Here is a 22,017-nt window from a genome sequence, read left to right on the forward strand (position 1 = left end):
ATGAGCTTGAAAGATACACTCGAGCGTATTGAGCCGCAGTTTGAAAAAGGCGGCAAATACGAAAAGTGGTACCCCTTGTATGAAGCGGTAGCCACAGTTCTTTACACGCCAGGTACGGTGACCAAGTCCAGCACTCACGTTCGTGATCGCATCGACTTGAAGCGCATTATGATCCTGGTTTGGATGATGACTTTCCCGGCGATGTTCTGGGGTATGTATAACGTTGGTAACCAAGCCGCACTAGCATTAGCTGACGGCTATCAGCTTGCTGATGTCTGGCAGGTTGGCTTGTTCCACTTACTTGGTGGTGAGCTGGGTGCTAACGCTGGCTGGGGTGCCAAAATGTGGTACGGGGCCTGCTGGTACTTACCGATTTACGCAGTAACCTTTATCGTCGGTGGTTTCTGGGAAGTATTGTTTGCGTCAATTCGCAAGCACGAAGTCAACGAAGGTTTCTTTGTTACTTCAGTTTTGTTCTCACTAATCCTGCCGGCGACAACCCCACTGTGGCAAGTTGCTTTAGGTATTACCTTTGGTGTGGTTATCGGTAAGGAAATTTTCGGCGGTACTGGCCGTAACTTCCTTAACCCGGCGCTAACCGGTCGAGCATTCCTGTACTTTGCCTACCCGGCAAGTATGTCTGGTGACTCTATCTGGACTGCAGTTGATGGCTTTTCCGGCGCTACCAACCTTGGTAAGGCGGCACTTGGTAATCTGAGCTACGACAACACGCAACTTTGGTGGGATTCATTCCTGGGTAATATTCAAGGTTCGGTCGGTGAAGTGTCGACACTGATGATTTTGATCGGTGGTCTGGCGCTTATTTATTTCCGCATTGCTTCCTGGCGTATTGTTTCCGGGGTGTTTATCGGCATGGTCGCATTCTCCGGCTTGTTGAACCTAATTGGTAGCGACTCGAACCCAATGTTCGCGATGCCATGGTACTGGCACTTAGTAACCGGTGGTTTTGCGTTCGCTATGATGTTTATGGCGACCGACCCAGTGTCTGCGTCGTTCACCAATCGCGGCAAATTTGCATACGGTCTGTTAATTGGTTTTATGACGGTGATGATTCGTGTCATTAACCCGGCATTCCCGGAAGGCATTATGTTGGCAATTCTATTTGCGAACGTGTTTGCACCGTTGTTTGACTATTTTGTGATACAGGCGAACATCAAACGGAGGTTAGCACGCAATGTCTAAGAATAATGAAGGTTTAGGCAAAACAGTTGGAGTCGTGCTGGCCCTTTGCCTGGTTTGCTCTATTGTTGTTGCTGGTGCGGCGGTTGGCTTAAAACCGCTCCAGGAAAAAAATGCAGCTTTGGCAATGCAGCAAAACATTCTTGATGCAGCCGGCGTTCTAGAAACAGGCATGGATGTTCCAGCAGTTTATAATGATCGGATTAAACCGTTGGTCATTAGTTTGCAGGATTATCAGGTAATGCAGGATAAAAATCCGGCGGAATTTGATAACCGTAAAGCAGCCAACGATCCGGACACCAGCACCCAGCTTGAAAAAGCAAACGATATTGCAGGTCTGGGTAGTATGGAAAACATGACCGAAGTTTACTTGGTGACGGATGAAAATGGTAACCGCAATGGTGCGGTGCTACATATCCGTGGTCAGGGACTTTGGGGAACCATGTACGGTTTAATCTCACTGGAAGATGACTTTAACACGGTGCGCGGTGTTAATTTCTACGAACACTCTGAAACACCGGGTCTTGGTGGTGAAATCACTAACCCTTCCTGGGTGAAATCCTGGGTTGGTAAAGAGATCTACGGTGACGACGGTAAAGTGAAGTTTGACTTGGTCAAAGGTGGTGCAGACAGCGAACACGAAGTGGACGCTTTATCAGGCGCGACACTGACCAGTAATGGCGTTGACGCTTTAATCAGCTTTTGGATGGGTGATAAAGCCTATGCGCCATTACTTGATAAACTTCGCAAAGGAGAGCTGACCAATGGCTAGTGTAAAAGAAATGAAGTCCGTATTATTCGGACCGATCTTTGCTAACAACCCCATTGCTTTGCAGATCCTCGGTATCTGTTCAGCATTGGCGGTAACGTCGAAAATGAGTAACACATTGGTTATGTGTATTGCACTAACTGTGGTTGTTGCTTTTTCAAACTTATTTATTTCGATTATCCGAAACCATATTCCATCAAGCGTACGAATTATTGTAATGATGACCATCATTGCCAGCTTGGTTATTGTGGTTGACGAAGTATTAAGAGCTTATGCTTACGAAATCTCCCGAGAACTCTCGGTGTTCGTTGGCCTGATCATTACCAACTGTATTGTCATGGGTCGTGCCGAAGCTTATGCCTCAAAAAGCACACCATTCATGTCACTGTTGGACGGTATTGGTAACGGCCTTGGCTATTCTATCGTACTACTGGTGGTAGGCTTTGTTCGTGAGTTATTTGGTTCTGGTAGCCTGTTCGACGTGCAGATTTTCCAATTGGCCTCAGAAGGTGGTTGGTACGAGCCGGTTGGCTTGCTGCTAATGCCACCAAGTGCGTTCTTCATTATTGGCGGCTTTATCTGGGTACTGCGTACCTATCGTCCAGAACAAGTAGAACCTAAGGAGTAATGGCCATGGAACAATATATTAACCTGTTTATTCGGGCGATTTTTATAGAGAACCTGGCGTTGTCTTTCTTCCTGGGTATGTGTACTTTCCTGGCCGTGTCTAAGAAAGTAAAAACCGCCTTTGGTTTGGGTGTTGCGGTTATCGTGGTACTTGGCATTTCGGTACCGGTTAATAACCTGATTTATCACAACATACTGGCACCGGGCGCTTTGGCTTGGGCCGGATTCCCTGACGCCGATCTTAACTTTTTACGCTTTTTAACCTTTATCGGTGTGATTGCGGCATTAGTTCAGATTTTGGAAATGACACTGGATAAATACGTTCCGGCACTTTACAACGCGCTGGGTATTTTCTTACCGCTGATTACTGTTAACTGCGCCATCTTTGGTGGTGTTGCGTTCATGGTTGAACGTGATTATAACTTTGGTGAGTCCGTTGTTTACGGTATCGGTAGTGGTGTTGGTTGGTGTCTGGCAATCGTTGCCCTGGCAGCCGTTCGCGAGAAATTAAAATACGCTGATGTACCCGATGGCTTGCGCGGTTTAGGCGCAACCTTTATGTCGGTAGGTCTTATTGGTTTGGGCTTTATGTCGTTCGCCGGCGTATCTCTTTAACCAGTGTGTTGAATCAGTAAAAGTTAAAGGTACGAATCGATGGATATTACTCTGATTGCGCTCGGTGTAGGGATGTTTACCATCATCGTATTAATTTTGGTGGCGATCATTATGTTCGCTAAATCAAAGTTGGTACCTCAGGGCGATGTAGAAATCCTGATTAACGAGGACGAAGAGAAAAAGATTATCACGCAGCCAGGCACTAAATTATTAGGAGCTTTGGCCAACGCGGGTATCTTTGTTTCTTCTGCTTGTGGTGGTGGTGGCTCATGTGGCCAATGCCGGGTGACGATAAAAGAAGGTGGTGGTGATATTCTGCCGACCGAACTTGATCATATTACCAAACGGGAAGCACGCGAAGGTGTTCGCTTGTCTTGCCAGGTAAACGTCAAGCAAGATATGAAAATCGAATTGCCGGAAGAAGTCTTCGGTATTCGTAAATGGGATTGTACGGTTAAGTCTAATGACAACGTAGCGACCTTTATTAAAGAGTTCGTTGTACAGTTGCCAGAGGGCGAAGACGTACCATTCCGTGCCGGTGGTTATATTCAGATCGAAGCGCCACCGCACCATGTGAAGTACAAAGATTTTGATATTGCACCAGAGTATCGTGGTGACTGGGAACGCTTTGGCTTCTTAGACGTAGAGTCTAAAGTTGATGAAGAAGTTGTCCGTGCTTATTCAATGGCTAACTACCCAGAGGAAAAAGGCATTATTATGCTGAACGTTCGTTGCGCGACTCCGCCACCGAACGACTTAAGCTTGCCGGCTGGTAAAATGTCATCTTATATCTTTAGCCTTAAGCCAGGCGATAAAGTAACTATCTCTGGTCCGTTTGGTGAGTTCTTTGCCAAAGAAACGGAAGCTGAGATGATCTTTATTGGTGGTGGTGCCGGTATGGCGCCAATGCGGTCACATATCTTTGACCAACTGCGCCGCCTAAATACCGACCGTAAGATCAGTTTCTGGTATGGTGCCCGCTCTGTTCGCGAAATGTTCTACATTGAAGATTTCGATATGCTGGCGGAAGAAAATGATAATTTCGACTGGCACGTTGCACTGTCAGATCCGCAGCCGGAAGATGACTGGGACGGCGATACAGGCTTTATTCACAACGTCTTATACGAACGCTATCTGAAAGACCATGATGCGCCGGAAGACTGTGAATATTATATGTGTGGTCCACCGGTGATGAACGCCGCATGCATTAACTTGCTAAAAGATCTGGGTGTTGAAGAAGAAAACATCATGCTGGATGACTTTGGTGGTTAATCCATGATTGATCGCATACTGAAATATTCAGTGATGGCTAAATACTGGCTAGTCCTTTTGGGACTAGCCTTTTTAGTCTCTTGCTCGGATGCTCCGAACAATATCCAGTTTAGTGGTAATACCATGGGCACGACATACAGTGTCACTGTGTTTACCAAAGATCCTCGGCATAACCGGCAAGAAATACAGAAAAAAGTTGAGACGGTGCTGGCACAAGTTAACGCGCAAATGTCAACTTATGACCCTGAGTCAGAGCTGTCGCGTTTCAATCAGCATGACTCGACGCAACCGGTGGTTATTAGCCGAGCGTTAGAGAAGGTGATCGGGAGAGCGTTAGAGATATCAGAGGAAACTGACGGTCAGCTAGACGTTACAGTAGGACCATTGGTTAATTTGTGGGGCTTCGGTCCTCAGGGACAGCCTGAACAAGTGCCGACAGAAGAGCAATTAGAGTCACTGGAAGCCTATGTTGGCTATGACAAATTGACCATCGAAAATCATCAATTGAGTAAGGCCCACCCTAAGGTCTACGTTGATTTGTCGACCATTGCTAAAGGCTATGGTGTCGATCGCGTAGCTTACTTATTAGAAGATTTAGATATTACTCAATATTTAGTAGAGATTGGTGGTGAAATTCGTACTCGTGGCGGAAAACCTGATGGTAAACCATGGCGTTTAGCGATTGAAAAGCCAGTGTCTACGGAACGATCGATTCAAGAAATTGTCTCATTAAATGAGGGCGCGTTAGCGACCTCAGGCGATTACCGTAATTTCTATCAAGAAAACGGACGCCGTTATTCACATATAATTAACCCGTTAACAGGCGAACCCATTCAACACCAATTGGTCTCCGTGAGTGTATACGCGGATAGCGCAATGTCGGCGGACGCATACGCAACAGCGTTATTGGTGATGGGAACTGAAAAAGCAAAAGCATTTGTAGAGAAACATCAAATTGCGGCTTTTTTAGTGTTTAATACCGACGATGGTTTTCAGGAGTGGGCCAGCGTTGATTTTAAACCGCTGTTAGAAGTTCGGGAGTAACAGGAGTTCTGATGCAAACCTTCTTATTGGCTCTAGCGCTATTCTTAATTGTAGTCTTTATCATGGCTATTGGTTATATGCTGCAGCGCAAGACCATTTCAGGTAGTTGCGGGGGCATCGGTGCGCTGGGCATGGATAAAGCCTGCGACTGCGATGACCCGTGTGATAAAAGAAAAGCACGAATGGAAAAAGAGCAGCAGTGGAAACAAAACCAAATTCACTGATGGCTTAAAACTCTTTGTTTGTTGGTCGGTCTTGCTCTGGTTTCCAAATCAGTTTGGCAACGAAACCTTCTTTACCGGCCAGCCAACAGCTAATGTCACTATGGCATTGAACATTCCAAACATTAGCATCAGTCAGCTTGTACCACTGTTGGCTTGGCTTATGAAACGCTGCAGCTCCAGTTGGGTTTGAAGTTAGTAGCCAGCGGCCCTGATGCTCAATCACACTGAGGCTATAAAGCGCACCTTGCAAAGGTGGCTCAGGCAACGCATTAAATTGCTGACCGTCATAATACCAAAGCCGCTCGGTGTCATTCTCGTCGGGCTCTAAATGACCACCGGCGATATAGAATTCTTTATCATTAACTGGCCATACCGCGAAAATACCCGCGTTAGGACCAGCCTGCATTGGCGAATCGATAACCTCAAAGCGAATACCAAAGCTCCCTTTACGCAACACTCGTGCTGTATCTGCATTGCCGGTTCCCATTAGCCAGGTGTCATTGTTAAAACGAACACAACTACCACTAGCCGCGAACCCCGATTCGTTAGACAATGGTTTAGTACCGATGGCACCTGCACCTTTCATCCAGTTGCGACCGCTAGGGCTGCGGGCAAGGCGCCACTGATCACCAACACTATCCGCCAGCACCCAGGCTTCGCCGTTAGGTGAGGTTGCCATGCAGTTGAAAAAGCTATCGTTTTCGCCGCGATAGCTCATCTGCCAGCTTTCACCGCTGTTGTCAGAAAAATAGATTTTTGACTGGCCATCATCGCCAATACTCATCGCATAAGACTGTCGGTTGTCGATGGCTTCTATATCGCGAAATTCCAAATCATTTTGGCCCGGCTGACTGTAGTTCCACGTCTCACCGCCGTCCTCTGTATGTGCCACGGCGCCATTGTTACCGGCCAGCCAGACAGTCGAGCGACTAACGGGGGCTATCCCTATCCAGTGTTGGTTGCGCACACTCTCGACGAGTTGCAGCTTTGGTGGTTCTGCCGCTATGACAGAACTGCTGGCAGCAATAGTCGCAACCAGACTGATTAGTGCACTACTCAGGCAACGCTTAGTTCGCATATTAAGGCCTTCTTTGAAAAAAACTATTGAGCATCAAAACAAATGTTGTTGTCCTTTGTACTCTCATCTCCCATTAGATACAAATAAGTCGGCATAAGTTCTAACGGAGTTTTTAGTGCTTTTGGATCTTCGCCCGGGTAAGCTTTTGAGCGCATAGAAGTGCGGGTAGCACCCGGGTTGATGACGTTAGTGCGAATAGTTGTGGTCGAGTATTCATCGGCAATAACCTGAGCCATTCCCTCGGTTGCAAACTTCGACACCGAGTAGCTGCCCCAATAAGCCCGGCCTTTGCGACCGACTCCCGAAGAGGTGAACACTAACGACGCGCTATCGGCTAATTGCATAATGGGTAACAAGGCCTGGGTCATCAGCATTGGTCCGGTGACATTAATTTGCATCGAATCACGAAAATCATCTTCTTCGATGTGATTGAATGGCGACAGAATGCTTAGGATTCCCGCGTTGTGCAACAACCCATCAAGACGTCCAAACTGATCCTTGATGGTTGCAGCCATATCTTGATAGTTCTGTGCGGTGGCACCTTTTAGATCGAGTGGAATAATTGCTGGAGTCGCACCGCCGGCGTTCTCGATTTCATCGTAGACGGCTTCTAATTTGGCCACGGTCCGACCCAGTAAAATGACGGTGGCACCATATTCCGCGAAGGTTAACGCGGCTTGGCGACCAATCCCATCACCGGCGCCGGTGACTAAAATAACTTTGTTTTTTAAAAGTTCAGGGCTAGCCTGATAATCATGAACAGTTTTGATTTGCATAATTGTCTTTTTCCATTGGACTGTTAGCGTCAGTGTAAGCTATTGTACTGATATTCGGATAACTTCTCAGCAAACGAATAGAAATTCCGGAAAAAGCCTTTAATCTTAATTCATACAGGTGTATAAAAATCTTTAAGCAAAGGCTTAATAATAAAAATGTAAAAAGGACTGGGGAATCCACATGAAAAAACTATTACTCCCATTGGCGATTGGATCAGCATTAAGTCTGGTCGGCTGTGGTAGCGGTGAAGAAGCACCGTTAACGGAAACGGAAGTCAGTGTTGCCGCAACTCGCGTGCAGTTTGATCCTTCAAATAGCGTTATTCCAATTCCAACCAATATACTGTTAAGCGGTACCGTCGATGGAACACTTAACATTCCAGTGGCGGATGCCTCTGATACGAGCGACCCTCAAGTAGCACTAAATGGTCTCGACGGCTGGGGAACTCACCCAACCATGACCTTTAACTTTTCACTACCGCGCGACGAAAATGGTGACGTGGTGCAGGTCAGCGCTTCTAGTTTAGAGGCGCAAGGCTCGATTCGAGTTTTCGAAACGATTCAGGGTGGCAGTGACGTCAATGCGACCTGTGCAGCGGCAAGTCCTGCTGCGGCCTGTGCGGTAACTGGCGAACTGGTGCATGGTCAGGACTTTACCGTATCCGCGGTAGACGCTGATACCGTCGCTGTCGTGCCATTAAAACCATTAAAACCTGCGACGGGTTATATCGTTGCATTGACATCCAATATTCAGGATTCATTAGGGCGTGATGTAAAACCGTCACAAACCTACACGCTAATGAAACGTCCAGCCGATACTGACCCAGTCTCTGGTGATGAATCCGCCGTCAGTTTGCAGCGCTTAATTAATAGCTACGAAGGTGCTCTTGCACAGGCAGGTGTTGATGCAGAACAGCTTGTTTACACCTCGAACTTCACGACTCAATCAGTTGGTGATGCTCTAGGCGCGGCGAAGCAAACATTAGCGGGTAGCGCGGCAGGTATATTTGCGCAAACTCCAAACTATACAGCACCGGAAGTGCCAGAAGTTACGGCGAAGCCAGCAGGTTACAGCTTGGATGTGGTATTAGAATCGGACCCTTTTGATGTCGAAGATCCGCAAACTTTAGCCATCGCGAAAGCTGCAACGGTCTATAGCGGTAAGGTAAATCTGCCTTATTACTCTCCATTACCCAGCGCAGAAAACCCAACAGCCCCGCTGGACGGTCGCTGGATGGCTGCCTGTGATAGCCCGGCATCGATCCTTGGAGCTGTACAGCAAGGCCTGATTGATCCGGCCGGCGCAGGTATTCCACCGGCAGCCATGGAAGACCCAATGCAGTTACTACCACCTTATAACTGTTTTGATTTTCCGGGCGTAGATAACGAGCGTCACCTGACCAAGTACAATCCGATTCCGCAGGTTCAGGATACTTTGGATGTACCGGCCTTTATCACGATTCCAGACCTTGCAGTAGTTAACGGACTGCGTCAGCAACAAGGCATGGCGCCTATGGCAATGCCGGAAAATGGCTGGCCGGTTGTGATTTTTCAGCACGGTATTACGGGTGAAAAAACCAACGCAGCGGGTATCGCTGGGTCGCTGGCCGCGGCCGGTTTCGCTACCGTAGCGATTGACCACCCATTACACGGTGATCGTGGCTTTGGCGCAATTAACGCATCAAGCCCGGAGACAGCAACTGCGTATATGAATCTGCAAAACCTGTTGGGTGCGCGCGATAATCTTCGTCAGTCTATTGCCGACCTGGTTGGTTTGCGTATGGGCTTGAATAACTTTGTTGCAAGCGATGGTGCGCAGTTAAATGGACAAGACGTTCACTTTGTTGGTCATTCGTTGGGCGCAATCGCAGGGGTCGGTTTTACCGCACTGTCAAACACGCCATTCGAAAATACTGACTTAGCGCCGTTTAACCCAATGTTCCAGGTTCAGGCGTCATCACTGGGTATGCCTGGCGGCAGTGTCGGAAACTTCTTGTTAGCGTCTGGTTCGTTTGAAGTTCCAATTAAGAGCCAACTGTTGTATTCGGCCAGTGAAGAGTTTGCTGCGGCCGTAAATCAACAGGCTGAAGCTGCTGGCATTAACCCGGGCGGCGAAGGCTTTAGTGAGTTGTTAGCTGAGGTGTATACGCAATTTATTGCAAATGCGTCGGCAGCACAGCAAGCACAGATCAACGCAACCTTTGAACAGTTCGCGTTCGCTGCGCAAGCGGTAGTCGATTCGGCAGACCCGGTTAACTATTCAGCTGGCGTGGTTGCAACTGAAACTCCGATTCACTTAATTGAAGCGTTAGGCGACTCAGTTATTCCAAACGCGGTTCAAGGCAAGCCGTTAGCGGGTACTGAGCCACTCATTCGCTTGATGGAGTTACCGTCGGTTTCGTCAACGGTTCAGTCTAGTGACGGTTCACCAGTTTCTGGGGCAGTCCGCTTTAGTGCTGGCGGCCATAGTTCACTGGTTGACCCAAGTGCATCTGCGGCAGCAACCACGGAGATGCAAACTCAAATCTTCAGCTGGTTTGGTTCCGATATGTTAGCATTACCGGTCACAAACGAAGAAGTTGTTGACTAAGTCCAAACGTTATTTGGATGCGTAAAAAAGGTCAGCATTTGCTGACCTTTTTTTATAATAATCGGGGGATTGATGGAATTTATTGCGGATGTTGGAAGCTTTTTAATCAAAGCGGCGATTATTGTGATGGCCTTTGTGTTGATTAGCGGGGTAATCGCTCAGGCTGCGCAAAAACAGAAGAAGCAAAAGGGTGAGTTAGAAGTTACCCATTTATCAAAAGAAATGCAGGAAATGCAAGACGCTCTGAAAATGGAGCTAATGGATAAGAAAGCGCGCAAGGTTGCGTTAAAAAAGCTGAAGAAAACGCGGAAACAAAAAAAAGACTCTGATCAGCGGCTGTTTGTTATCGACTTTAAAGGCTCTATGGACGCAAAAGAAGTCGATAACTTGCGTCGTGAAGTCAATGCGGTGCTGAGCTTAGCTACCGACAAGGACGAAGTACTGGTGCGATTAGAAAGCGGTGGCGGTGTTGTTAACGGTTATGGTCTTGCGGCGGCTCAATTGCAGCGTTTGCGTGAGCAGGGTCTGACATTGCATGTGGCTGTTGATAAGGTGGCTGCAAGCGGTGGTTATATGATGGCCTGTGTCGGTCATAAAATTTATGCCGCGCCTTTTGCTTTTATTGGTTCGATAGGAGTGGTCGCACAAGTGCCTAACGTTCATCGTTGGTTAAAGAATCACGATATTGATTTTGAACAGATTACTGCCGGTGAGTTTAAGCGAACCTTGACTATTTTCGGTGAAAATACTGATGAAGGTCGTCGTAAGTTTAAAAAGGACCTGGAAGCCATTCATACTCAGTTTAAGAGTTTTGTGCAAGATAATAGGCCAGCACTGGATATCGATAAAATTGCCACTGGTGAAGTGTGGTCAGGTCAGGAAGCGAAGCAGCTGGGTCTGGTGGATGAGCTGATTACCAGTGATGCCTGGCTGTTAAAACAGCTAGGAGAGCGTGAGATTCTTAAACTAGAATACTCGGTAAAAAAACCATTGAGCGAACGCTTTGCAAAAGGGACAGCAACGATTATTCATACATTGAAAGCATCATTTGCCCGTTCTGACGTATGAGTTATAGCTAGCTGCAGGGCTTTTTGCTAGTCTATGCCGGTCATTTACATTGGTAGACGTTATAACAAAGGACTCGTATGAGTGATAAAAACAAACTCAGTCTGACCTCACGTATCGTTATCGGTATGGTGGCCGGTATTATTTTAGGTATGGCGTTGCGCTATTTTGCTGGCGACAGTGCGTGGGTTGATAGTTATCTGACGAACGGTTTGTTCAATATCGTTGGTCAGATATTTATTACATCGTTGAAGATGCTGGTGGTGCCGCTGGTATTTATCTCGCTGGTGGTAGGTACTTGTTCACTCAGTGATCCCAGTAAACTCGGGCGCTTAGGCGGAAAAGCGGTGGGTATGTATTTGATCACCACTGCTATTGCCATTTCAATTGCCATTTTTTCTGCTGTATTAGTACAGCCGGGCTCCGGCGTAGAGCGTAGCTCTGATGCGACGTTCGAACCTTCGGAAGCGCCGTCGTTGTCACAAGTTATTATCGACTTGTTCCCGGATAACCCGATTAATGCCATGGCCGAAGGCAATATGCTGCAAATTATTGTGTTTGCACTGTTGTTCGGTATTGCAATGGCGCTAGTTGGCAAGCCAGGTGAGCGTTTAAAAGGCTTCTTTGATGACTTGAATGAAGTCATCATGAAGCTGGTTGTTATTTTGATGAACCTGGCACCATACGGCGTATTCGCGTTGATGGCGAAGTTATTTACCGAGACCGGGCTGGGAATGATTGGCAGCTTGGCCAAATACTTCTTCCTGGTGCTGATTGTGCTGATTATACACGGCTTTATCGTTCACCCATTCCTGCTAAGTACGTTAGCGCGGGTTAAGCCAGGCATCTTTTTGCGCAAGATGCGCGATGCTCAGTTATTTGGTTTTAGTACGGCATCCAGTAATGCAACTATGCCGATTACACTAGAAACCGTCACTAAGCGGCTCGGTGTAAGTAATAGTGTTGGTTCGTTTACGGTGCCGCTAGGTGCAACCATCAATATGGATGGCACCTCAATCATGCAGGGTATTGCTACTGTCTTTATCGCTCAGGTGTACGGTCTGGATTTATCCATCGCCGATTACCTAATGGTGATTTTGACAGCAACGCTTGCGTCTGTGGGTACCGCTGGTGTGCCGGGCGTTGGCCTTATTATGCTGGCAATGGTATTGCAGCAGGTAGGGTTACCTGTTGAAGGGATTGGCTTAATCATCGGTGTCGATCGACTACTCGATATGACCCGCACAGCCGTCAATGTAACCGGCGACGCCATGGTTAGTTGCGTCGTTGCGAAATCCGAGGGCGACTTCGACACAGAAAAATACTACGACCGCGAAGCCGGCAAAAAGCTCGAAGAGCTATAAACCCCCAATGCCGACGGCACCGCCGTCGGCAATTCCCCCCCGATATCGACCGTCGGCAAGCCAACGGGTACCCACGATATGAATAATATCCCGACAACCCGAAATATCGGTTTTTGAACACCATCGGTATTAAATTCTCTGATGCCGATGATTCAGAGGGATATATTCAGGTCATGGGTAGCCTTCGGCTCGCCGAAGGGGCAGGTGTTCGTCGCCACCCTCGGTAGATGGATCCGTGGCACCCCTCCGGGCCTCCGCGATGCCGGAAATATCGATTTTTGAACACCATCGGTGTTAAAACCTCGATGCTGATGATTTCCGGAAACCTCTTCATATCGACCGTCGGCAAGCCAACGGGTACCCACGATATGAATAATATCCCGACAACCCGAAATATCGGTTTTTGAACACCATCGGTGTTAAATGCTCTGATGCTGACGATTTCCGGAAACCTCTTCATATCGTGGGTAGCCTTCGGCTCGCCGAAGGGGCAGGTGGTCGTCGGCACCCTCGGTAGATGGATCTGTGGCACCTCTCCGGGCCTCCGCGATGCGCCCGATATTGCATATATCTTTCCAGCCTATGATAGATTAAATCGTTCGTTTGCTTATGCATGTATCGGAATTATTATCATTGCCAGTTAATTTTAAAGCAGTGATGCATTATGACGTTATCGCAGTTACCAACAATTTCTTTTAAACGACTCGATACCCCCGAAGAGCGCGAAAAATTGCGCGTTGCGGCGAGCGAGGTAGGCTTTTTCTATCTGGTTGATCATGGACTGACAACACAACAGCTTGATGCTGTTATGACCGTCAGTAAGCAGTTTTTTGATTTGTCTGAGTTTGAGAAAAAAGCCGTTGCGATGAACCGCTCGGCGCACTTCCGTGGCTACAATGCCGTTGGCGGCGAGCGTACCGGCGGTGCTGTTGATGTACGCGAGCAATTTGACTGGATGAATGAGGAGTCGGCAGTGGTCGCATTGCAGGCTTCCTGGCAAACGCTGATTGGTCCAAACTTATGGCCAACGAATTTATCAGAGTTACGCAGTAAGCTGTTGTCATTGACCGAACAGCAGACTCGTATTGCCGTTACCTTATTGCGTGCGTTATGTGAATCGTTAGGAATGGCAGCTGATGCGTTGGACGGTACTTTTAGCGACGCTCCCTATACGCATTCAAAAATTATTAAATACCCGGGAACCACAGCGTCCACTCAGGGCGTCGGAGCCCATAAAGACCCAGGCTACCTGACCTTCGTACTGCAAGACCAACAGAGTGGCTTACAAGTAGAGTATGACGGTCATTGGCTTGATGTTGAGCCCCGTGCTGGCTCGTTCGTGGTCAACATTGGCGAACTGCTGGAGCTTGCCTCGGATGGTTTTCTACAAGCCACTAATCACCGTGTATTGGCACCTGAGCCAGGTGTTGAACGCTACTCGGTTGCCTACTTTATGGCAGCACAATTAGATTCCACCGTGCCGGTGTTAGATTTGCCTGCAGAGATGAAAGAAAAATCAAAAGGGGTGTCGACCGATCCCAACAACCAGCTGCTATCGCATGTCGGCGAAAATGTTTTAAAAGGCCGTGTGCGTTCTCATCCCGATGCGGCTAAACATATTTATGTTACGCCGCAGGCGCACCAGAATGGAACTTGAAGTCGTCATCGGGTGATTCGATAAGCTTGCGCTCGATGTCCCCGAAAAAGGCGACGCGGTCGCTAATACCGGTGTCTGAAATCTGCGCCGCCAGAGTTAGGTAATCCTGGTAGTGTCGTGCTTCGGAACGTAATAACGAAATATAGAAGTTGCCCAGCCGGCTATCAACATAAGGCGCAATCGCTGCAAACCGCTCGCAGGAACGCGCTTCGATATAAGCGCCGCAAATCAGCTTGTCGACTAGTGCAGCAGGCTCGTAAGTGCGCACATGAGTTAGTAAGCCACGAGCGTAGCGACTTGATGTCAACTTGTCGTATTCGATGCCCAGTTCATGAGAGATTTCCAGCACCTGATAAAAGTGGTGCAGCTCCTCTTTTATCAGTAATACCATTTTATCGATTAATTCCTGGCTATACGGCTTATCGGACTTTGGCACCATGCGTTTGTTTAATTTATTGTTCTGAGCCAGTTGCTGCCAGTCACCGACTAACCGGTAAGTAAAATCCTCGTAAGGCTTCAACCACTGCAACAAAGCATTGCCACTCGCTTCATCAACGGCATAGCGGCGAATAAGCAGCATCGCGCTTTGCGCCGCTTTTAATTCACAAACCATGTGATCCCGTAACAAAATCGGTAGGCTTTCCGGCTGTTTTGCACGTTGTAGCCAACTGTCTGGGGTAGTGCAGTGCAGAAAACCATTGATAGGGGTAAGCAGCGTCTCGATCTCGGATTTTGACAGCGTTGTATTCATACTCAGTTTGATGCGCCATTAAGCCACAAGGCAGGCTAGTTTACTTGATCTAGTAGTCAATTTGAACGTGTTGCTCAAGAGCTTTCAAAAAAACGTTATTGTTAATAAGGTGTTAGTTTTGTTAATAAAAATCGCTTGACAGTATAAAAAATGTCCTCAATAGTAGAAGCATAAGAAGCCGCTTGAGCGGACGGAAGTATTAAGGGAACAACAAGACTGCGGCGTTGCCGCGTTGAATGGGGAAGTGAATTATGATCTTGAATCACATTTGGGGTTTATACGCTCATCCAATGGAAGAGTGGAAAACCATTGACGCAAAACGGGAAAGTATCGTTAATTCATTAACGCATATCTTGTTTATTGCCATTTTGCCTTGTGTTGCCGCTTATTATGCATCGGCCCACCTTGGCTGGGGTGTTGGCGCACGAGAATCGATATTTTTAACGCACAACAGTGCGGTGATGCTCGGAATTGCTATGTATCTGGGTATTATTGCTGCAACCTTTGCGCTGGCTTATTTGGTCTACTGGATGGCGAAAACCTTTGGCGCCGATCCAAGCTTTACTCAGTCGCTTGAATTAGCGGCTTATACTGCAACTCCGGTAATTATGTCCGGCGTCGCTGCTTTGTATCCAGAGCTTTGGTTTATTGCCTTGATCTTTTTAGCGGGCGTAGGCTATTCCGTCTATTTGCTGTATGCAGGGATCCCGGTGATTATGCACATTCCTGAAGAACGCGGCTTTTTATACGCAAGTTCCGTGGTTACGGCAGGTCTTATTCTGATGGTTATTTTAATGGTGAGCACCGCCATATTATGGACCAATGGCTTCGGTCCGCAGTTTATGTCCTAATGCAGGTGGGTTACCCGCTAACTGAACTAAAGTAACTTGCGTCCAGGCGCAAGTTACTTCTTATAAATCCCCGAGTAAACTTTGCTGTTCAAGACTTTCTGCGCGTCGTACCAGTCGCCTAGTACAATGCGTTCAGCTTTCTTTCCGTTAACACAAAACGTATGAACCGCGGCACGATGCGTGTGTCCATGAATTAGCTGTTGTACCTGGTGGCGTTTCATCACATCAATAACAGCCGGATGCTGAGCATCCATTTGTCGCAGGCGCGCCTGGCTTAAGTTTGGGCGCTTTGAAGCAGAGCCCGCACGCAGTTTACGCGCAATACGCATGCGCAGCGACAACGGCAGGTGCCGCAGAATAAACAGAGTGACCGGATGTTGGATAATGGCGCGGTAACGCAGATAGTCCTTGTCTTCGGTACATAAGGTATCGCCGTGCATTAACAGCACTGAGTCACCGTTTAAATCGATCACGGTTTCATCCGGCAGCAACGTCAGACCCACTTCTTTTGCAAAGCGTTGGCCCAACATAAAATCCCGGTTGCCCGGAATAAAATACAGCGCCACGCCTTGCTGAGAAATCTCTTTAAGTATGTCTTTTATTTCAGTGGCGAACTCACTGGGGTCATCATCACCTAGCCAGGCATCGAATAAATCGCCCAGGATATAAAGTGCTTTAAGGTGGGTATGAGACTGACAAAACTGCCGAAACGCGGCCGTGATATCCGGCCACGCTGGCGACAAATGTAGATCAGCGATAAACGCAGTCGACATAAGGTAGCTTTTATTCGTTAACAGTGACTTTTTCCAGCACTACGTCTTCTACCGGAACATCTTGGTGGAAACCGCTAGAGCCAGTCTTAACCCCTTTAATTTGATTAACCACATCCATACCGTCGATTACTTCGGCAAACACACAGTAGCCGTAACCGTTCGGGGTTTCGTTCTGGAAGTTTAAAAAGCTGTTATCGCCAACATTAATAAAAAATTGTGAAGACGCAGAGTGAGGATCGGGGGTGCGTGCCATAGCCACGGCGCCAATCGTATTCGGCTTCGCTGTCTTCGCTTCGTTTTCTATATTGCCACGAGTTTCTTTTTGCTTCATGCCGGGCTCAAAGCCACCGCCCTGAACCATAAAACCATCGATAACACGGTGAAAAATGGTGTTTTCATAAAATCCGTCACGTGCATACTGTAAAAAGTTTTCTACGGTATTCGGTGCCGTGTCATGGTGCATTTCCAGCGTAATATCGCCGTGATTTGTGTGTAAAACAACCTGCATCTTGGTATCCTGTAACTTTGACTAAACCAGCCGCTAGTGTACCAGAGCAGGGCGTTCAGTGGTATCATTAGTGTTTTACCGCAGACATTTAACTAAGGATAGAGAACGACTATGGCACTGACACTATTTAATACCCTGGCTCGCGAAAAGCAGACATTTAAGCCGCTTGAACCCGGCAAAGTGGGTATCTATGTGTGTGGTGTTACCACTTACGACTTCTGTCATATCGGACATGCCAGAACCTATGTGGCGTTCGATATTGTCGTGCGTTATCTGCGGAAGCTGGGTTACAAAGTTAGTTACGTACGTAATATTACCGACCTGGACGATAAAATTATTCGCCGCGCGGCAGAAACCGGACAAGATTTTGCGGCAGTAACTGAGCGCTTTATTGGCGAAATGCACCAGGACTTTGACGCGTTGAACTTGTTGCGACCTGACATTGAACCTCGGGTAACTGGTCACATGGATCAGATTATCGCTATGATTGAGCAGCTTATTGAGCATGGCAATGCGTATCAGGCGAGCAATGGCGATGTGCTGTTTGATGTCTCGACCTTTGCAAAGTACGGGCATTTAAGTCGACAGAATTTAGAGCAGTTACAGGCGGGAGCACGAGTTGATGTTGATCAGGCGAAATCTGATCCGCTTGACTTTGTTTTGTGGAAAAAGGCAAAACAGGGAGAACCGAGCTGGGAGTCGCCATGGGGTGCAGGTCGACCGGGCTGGCATATTGAGTGTTCAGCAATGAATAAAGAACATTTAGGTGAAACTTTTGATATTCATGGCGGAGGCTCGGATCTCACCTTTCCACACCATGAAAATGAAATTGCTCAGAGTTGCTGCGCCAACCATTCAGATTACGTAAATTACTGGATGCACAGCGGTATGGTGCAAGTTGATGATATTAAAATGTCCAAATCTCTGGGCAACTTTTTTACTATTCGAGATGTGCTTAACGCTTACGACGCCGAGACCGTTCGTTATTTTCTGTTATCGAGCCATTACCGGTCCCAATTAAATTATACGCAGGATAACTTAGAGCAGGCACATGCCGCTCTGGAACGGTTGTATACGGCGCTGCGAGGTATTGAGCCGGTGGCCGCCAGCGATGAGCTGCGTACCCCTTATTGGGACAAGTTTCAGCAGGCGATGAACGACGACTTTAACGCGCCAGAAGCAATGAGTGTGTTATTTGATATTGCCCGTGAAATTAACCGATTGCGCGCTGATTCCGCCGAAAAAGCGGCGCAACTAGCCTCTGTATTGAAAGAGCTAGCGGACGTTTTAGGACTGCTGCAACAGCAGCCGGAGCAGTTTTTACAAGGTGACGATGACGATGTTGCGCTGATCGAACAACTGATTGAAAAACGTAATACAGCCAGAGCAGAGAAAGACTGGGCTGCCGCTGACTCGGCACGAGACGAGTTAACTGCCATGGGGATTGTGCTTGAAGATGGTGCAAATGGCACTCAATGGCGCCGCAATTAATGACGTTATTTTGAATAAAATAATGAAGAGGGATTTATGGCATTTGCAAAATTACACTGTGTTCAATCGTTACAACAAGCACAGGAAAACCAGCAAACCGATGCGTTGATTGTTATCGGGCACTTTGCTGCGGTCGAAGATGAAAAGCTGGCCAAGGCAATTAATGTGGCGCAACAAAGCGACCATCGAGTTGGTAAAGAAACGTTATTGGTAACGCAGGCAGAAGTACCCGGTAAGCGCTTAATTGTATCTCCTACTGGCCCACTAAATCGTGACTTTGACGATGTTCGGCAGGTGTTTGATGCCGCCGCTCGGGCCGCGAAAATAGCGCAAGACGCTGGCGCCCGGCATCCGGTACTGATGTTGAATGCGGTTGATATTAACGATCCCCGTTATCAACAGGCGCACCTGGCTGCCTACTTAGGCTTTTGCCAGGCGCTTTATCAGCCACTTGAGGCACGTGAAGCTCACGGTGAAGAAGCAATAGAACCGACCACAGATGTTACTCTGGTCGGTGCTTTGGATGCGGACTGGGCGATGGCCATTGAGGCAGGTAAACGGGTAGCGCGGGATTTAGCCGGTACTGAACCGGAACGCATGGCCCCACCGCGCTTTGCTGAGTATTGCCGACAGGCGTTTGCGCATACTCCGGTTAAAGTGTCGGTGATTGATGATTTTCAGCAGCTGCAACATGAATACCCGTTAGCGGCTGCCGTAGGCCGGGCATCAATATCGGTTGAACGACATCGTCCCTGCGTGATCCGACTGGAGTACAAAGGCTCCAAACCAGAGCGTACGGTCATGTTCGCCGGTAAAGGTATTGTTTACGATACCGGTGGTGCCGATCTTAAAGTGGGTGGCCACATGGCCGGCATGAGCCGTGATAAAGGCGGCGCAGCAGCGGTGGCTGGTTTCTTGAAAACCGTTGCGGAAGTACAACCGTCGCATTTAAATGTCATAGCAGAAATTGGCGCGGTCCGTAACAGTATTGGTTCAGACGCATTTGTGGCCGACGAAATTATTACCGGCCATAGCGGCAAGCGAGTGCGTATTGGTAATACCGATGCCGAAGGGCGTCTGGTGATGGCTGATCTATTATCACACCTACGTGAAGAGGCGGCAGCCAGTGACTTGCCGAGCGACCTTTATACGGTAGCAACACTTACTGGCCACGCTGCATTGTCGAAAGGACCTTATACAGCCCTTGTTCCGAATGGCTATGCCCGCCGTCAGCAGCTTGCTCAGCAGTTATTTGACAGTGGCGAAAGCTATGGTGATCCTGCCGAAATTTCGTGGTCACGGCGCGAAGATTTTGATTTTGTCAAAGGTCACACCTTGTGCGACGACTTACTATCGTCAAATAATGGCCCGTCAGCGACTACGCCTCGCGGACATCAGTTCCCGATGGCGTTTTTAGTCGGTGTGTCAGGTCTGGATGCACATGGCATTGATAGTGACAAACCAATTAACTACGTGCATGTCGATATTGCCGGCAGTGGCATCGAGGGCGGCGACTGGCAACATGGTAAACCAACCGCAGCACCGGTAACCTGCCTGGCAGGGCACTATCTGCGTTAATCCGCAGATAGTGTCGAAAAGTACCTTTGACGTTTTTTCGGTTTTAATTGGGTAATATCAACCAATACCAAACCGTCGATTGCGTTACAAAAGTCAGGGTCGACACCAAATTCTAAAAACTGAACACCACCGGCCTCGCAGAGGTCGGTGTACTGTTTATATAGAGTTGGAATATTGCAGCCCATGGATGCCAGATAACTTTTAAGATCGGTGAAGTCCTGGTTATAGCAGCCGCTAATTCGAAAGTGCCTGGCCTCCGGATTATAAGGGGTATAAGCCGTTGCCAGCTGCGTTTTAGCAGGAAAATAAAACCGGTAAAAAGCCACTAGCGCTTCTTTGGCTGGTTCGGGTAGTGCACCGCTAATACTGACAGAGCCAAATAAATAACGGTATTGGGGACGCGAATTGAGTAGTGCGCCGATACCGGACCATAAAAAGTCCAGACTTCGCTTGCCCCAGTAGCGCGGTTGTACGAACGAACGGCCCAGTTCTAACCCTTGTGCGTGAATATCGGACATGGCGCGGTCGAACTGGTAAAAGTTTTCGGTGTAAAGACCTCGCGGCCCCACTTTTTGAATGATCTCAGCACAATCGCCGAGACGATAGGCGCCCGCAATTTCAAGGTCATCGGGATCCCACAAAATTAAGTGCATATAAATTAAATCATGGTCATCAATATCGCGCCGTTGCCAGGTTCCCTCGCCGACGGAGCGGAAAGCAACTTCACGCAGCCGACCAATTTCGCGAAGAATCGGTGAGCTACCGTTGAATTGGTACAAGTAAATTTGTTTTCCGCAGGCGGTCGAACCTAGGTGCTGGCATTGCTCAATCGCTTGTTTTAATGCCTGCCGGGCTTCCGGCCGGGCGATAGCTGTTTGTGTCGGGAAAATTAATTCCTTAGCCGTGCCAATACGGTATAAATGTTTGCGCAATAACTTAAGCTGCTGCTTGCTGGCCAGCCCCTGAACTTTTTGCAGGGCTTGATTCGGTATTATCTCGCCAATTCGGCAACAAACATGTTTACGCTGTTGGCGAAACATTTCTTTAACCAGCAATAAGGTCGCCAGTGGCTTGTAAACCATTGATGCGGTGTAAAAAAGTGCTGAATTATGCGCTGTCAGCCGAATTGGCAAAAGCGGGCTTTGGGTGCGTTGGGCAATCTTCAGAAAGCCGCCTTGCCAGTAACTGTCACGAATACCTTGGGGGCTAAGGCGAGAAACTTCGCCGGCCGGGAAGATAATAACCACGCCTTCACTATGCAGATGTTGATGTATTGCCCGAATCTCTTGTCTGGCAGTCTGTCCGTCGAATACTGTTACGGGCAACAACATACTTTGCAGTGGCTTGAGCTTCAGTAATAGATCATTGGCGACGATCTTCACGTCGCTACGAACCTCACTGACCAGCTTTAATAAAGCGAGACCATCCAGTGAACCAATGGGGTGATTGGCGACGATAACGAGCCTGCCATGGGTAGGAATGTTGTCGAGTTCGTTACTGCGGTATTGATAAGCAAAATTAAAATAATCGAGTACTTGCTCAACAAAATCAATGCCTTGCAAGTCTGGGTAGCGCTGGCTGAAATCGCGAATATCGTTTTCGTGCAGTAAATTACGTAATAGCCAAGTGGTGGGTTTGGCTAACCAGGGTTTGCGGTGAACCCGGGGCAGGTTTTCTTTTACAACATCTTCAACGTTCAACATAGTGCTGACCTCATCGCTAGGATGAGGTCAGCATAGAATTATTTTATGACAATAAAATGAACACTCGCTGAGTTATCAGCG

At 48.0% G+C, this 22,017-nt stretch carries 20 protein-coding genes; 14 read left to right on the forward strand and 6 right to left on the reverse strand.

What is annotated here, in order from left to right; all coding sequences use genetic code 11:
* From CWI81_RS01055 to nqrM, 7 genes are read left to right on the forward strand one after another with little or no spacing between them, the layout of a single operon-like run.
* The gene (locus CWI81_RS01055; RefSeq protein ID WP_126783392.1) at window positions 1-1,203 is read left to right on the forward strand and encodes an NADH:ubiquinone reductase (Na(+)-transporting) subunit B; all 1,203 of its coding nucleotides are present in this window, start codon (window positions 1-3) and stop codon (window positions 1,201-1,203) included.
* The gene (locus tag CWI81_RS01060) at window positions 1,196-1,972 is read left to right on the forward strand and encodes a Na(+)-translocating NADH-quinone reductase subunit C (RefSeq protein ID WP_126783393.1); all 777 of its coding nucleotides are present in this window, start codon (window positions 1,196-1,198) and stop codon (window positions 1,970-1,972) included. The genes CWI81_RS01055 and CWI81_RS01060 overlap by 8 nt, the downstream gene beginning before the upstream one ends.
* Window positions 1,965-2,597, forward strand: a complete 633-nt coding sequence (locus tag CWI81_RS01065) for an NADH:ubiquinone reductase (Na(+)-transporting) subunit D (RefSeq protein WP_126783394.1) — start codon at window positions 1,965-1,967, stop codon at window positions 2,595-2,597. Before CWI81_RS01060 ends, CWI81_RS01065 begins: the two co-directional genes overlap by 8 nt.
* A 5-nt stretch (window positions 2,598-2,602) precedes the next feature.
* The gene (gene nqrE / locus CWI81_RS01070) at window positions 2,603-3,211 is read left to right on the forward strand and encodes an NADH:ubiquinone reductase (Na(+)-transporting) subunit E (protein WP_126783395.1); all 609 of its coding nucleotides are present in this window, start codon (window positions 2,603-2,605) and stop codon (window positions 3,209-3,211) included.
* A 45-nt stretch (window positions 3,212-3,256) separates the two neighbouring features.
* Complete coding sequence (gene nqrF, locus CWI81_RS01075) at window positions 3,257-4,483, forward strand: NADH:ubiquinone reductase (Na(+)-transporting) subunit F (RefSeq protein ID WP_126784431.1); 1,227 nt, start codon at window positions 3,257-3,259, stop codon at window positions 4,481-4,483.
* Window positions 4,484-4,486: 3 nt separating this feature from the next.
* A complete protein-coding gene (locus tag CWI81_RS01080) occupies window positions 4,487-5,527 on the forward strand; it encodes an FAD:protein FMN transferase (RefSeq protein WP_198678629.1) in 1,041 nt (346 codons plus the stop codon).
* 11 nt (window positions 5,528-5,538) lie between these two features.
* On the forward strand, window positions 5,539-5,751 hold the full coding sequence (gene nqrM, locus CWI81_RS01085; RefSeq protein ID WP_126783396.1) for a (Na+)-NQR maturation NqrM: 213 nt from the start codon (window positions 5,539-5,541) through the stop codon (window positions 5,749-5,751).
* 4 nt (window positions 5,752-5,755) lie between these two features.
* Here the strand turns inward: nqrM and CWI81_RS01090 are convergent, their stop codons facing one another.
* Together CWI81_RS01090 and CWI81_RS01095 are read right to left on the reverse strand one after the other, a co-directional pair.
* Window positions 5,756-6,829: a WD40/YVTN/BNR-like repeat-containing protein gene (locus CWI81_RS01090; RefSeq protein ID WP_126783397.1), complete on the reverse strand. Its 1,074-nt coding sequence runs from the start codon at window positions 6,827-6,829 to the stop codon at window positions 5,756-5,758.
* 23 nt (window positions 6,830-6,852) lie between these two features.
* Window positions 6,853-7,605 (reverse strand): YciK family oxidoreductase, encoded by a 753-nt coding sequence (locus CWI81_RS01095; protein WP_126783398.1) that lies wholly within the window; start codon window positions 7,603-7,605, stop codon window positions 6,853-6,855.
* Between the two features lie 181 nt (window positions 7,606-7,786).
* Here CWI81_RS01095 and CWI81_RS01100 point away from each other — a divergent pair, with 181 nt between their 5' ends.
* From CWI81_RS01100 to CWI81_RS01115, 4 genes are all read left to right on the forward strand, one after another.
* Complete coding sequence (locus tag CWI81_RS01100) at window positions 7,787-10,195, forward strand: VolA/Pla-1 family phospholipase (RefSeq protein WP_126783399.1); 2,409 nt, start codon at window positions 7,787-7,789, stop codon at window positions 10,193-10,195.
* Window positions 10,196-10,267: 72 nt separating this feature from the next.
* Entirely contained in the window at window positions 10,268-11,263 is a 996-nt protein-coding gene (gene sohB / locus CWI81_RS01105; RefSeq protein ID WP_126783400.1) for a protease SohB, read from the forward strand.
* Window positions 11,264-11,340: 77 nt separating this feature from the next.
* Window positions 11,341-12,624 (forward strand): dicarboxylate/amino acid:cation symporter, encoded by a 1,284-nt coding sequence (locus CWI81_RS01110; RefSeq protein ID WP_126783401.1) that lies wholly within the window; start codon window positions 11,341-11,343, stop codon window positions 12,622-12,624.
* A gap of 664 nt (window positions 12,625-13,288) precedes the next feature.
* Entirely contained in the window at window positions 13,289-14,281 is a 993-nt protein-coding gene (locus CWI81_RS01115) for an isopenicillin N synthase family dioxygenase (RefSeq protein ID WP_126783402.1), read from the forward strand.
* Here CWI81_RS01115 and miaE read toward each other — a convergent pair.
* Window positions 14,250-15,032, reverse strand: coding sequence for a tRNA isopentenyl-2-thiomethyl-A-37 hydroxylase MiaE (miaE, locus tag CWI81_RS01120; protein ID WP_198678630.1), 783 nt, complete (start codon window positions 15,030-15,032; stop codon window positions 14,250-14,252). The genes CWI81_RS01115 and miaE overlap by 32 nt on opposite strands.
* A gap of 251 nt (window positions 15,033-15,283) precedes the next feature.
* Between miaE and CWI81_RS01125 the strand changes: the two genes are divergently transcribed.
* A complete protein-coding gene (locus CWI81_RS01125) occupies window positions 15,284-15,883 on the forward strand; it encodes a Yip1 family protein (protein ID WP_126783403.1) in 600 nt (199 codons plus the stop codon).
* A gap of 53 nt (window positions 15,884-15,936) precedes the next feature.
* On the opposite strand, the gene CWI81_RS01130 is transcribed toward CWI81_RS01125, so the two are convergent.
* Window positions 15,937-16,656 (reverse strand): UDP-2,3-diacylglucosamine diphosphatase, encoded by a 720-nt coding sequence (locus tag CWI81_RS01130; protein WP_126783404.1) that lies wholly within the window; start codon window positions 16,654-16,656, stop codon window positions 15,937-15,939.
* A 10-nt stretch (window positions 16,657-16,666) separates the two neighbouring features.
* The gene (locus CWI81_RS01135) at window positions 16,667-17,164 is read right to left on the reverse strand and encodes a peptidylprolyl isomerase (RefSeq protein WP_126783405.1); all 498 of its coding nucleotides are present in this window, start codon (window positions 17,162-17,164) and stop codon (window positions 16,667-16,669) included.
* Window positions 17,165-17,275: 111 nt separating this feature from the next.
* Here CWI81_RS01135 and cysS point away from each other — a divergent pair, with 111 nt between their 5' ends.
* Both cysS and CWI81_RS01145 read left to right on the forward strand, forming a co-directional pair.
* Window positions 17,276-18,655 carry a cysteine--tRNA ligase gene (gene cysS, locus CWI81_RS01140; RefSeq protein ID WP_126783406.1) on the forward strand — a complete coding sequence of 460 codons (1,380 nt, stop codon included), beginning with the start codon at window positions 17,276-17,278 and terminating at the stop codon, window positions 18,653-18,655.
* A gap of 36 nt (window positions 18,656-18,691) precedes the next feature.
* Complete coding sequence (locus CWI81_RS01145; RefSeq protein WP_126783407.1) at window positions 18,692-20,233, forward strand: M17 family metallopeptidase; 1,542 nt, start codon at window positions 18,692-18,694, stop codon at window positions 20,231-20,233.
* Here the strand turns inward: CWI81_RS01145 and olsF are convergent.
* Window positions 20,230-21,936 carry a bifunctional ornithine lipid synthase OlsF gene (gene olsF / locus CWI81_RS01150; RefSeq protein WP_126783408.1) on the reverse strand — a complete coding sequence of 569 codons (1,707 nt, stop codon included), beginning with the start codon at window positions 21,934-21,936 and terminating at the stop codon, window positions 20,230-20,232. The two genes, CWI81_RS01145 and olsF, sit on opposite strands and share 4 nt — an antisense overlap.
* Window positions 21,937-22,017: the final 81 nt, after the last annotated feature.

The sequence above is a fragment of the Idiomarina seosinensis genome, assembly GCF_003987275.1.
Classification (GTDB): Bacteria; Pseudomonadota; Gammaproteobacteria; order Enterobacterales; family Alteromonadaceae; genus Idiomarina; species Idiomarina seosinensis.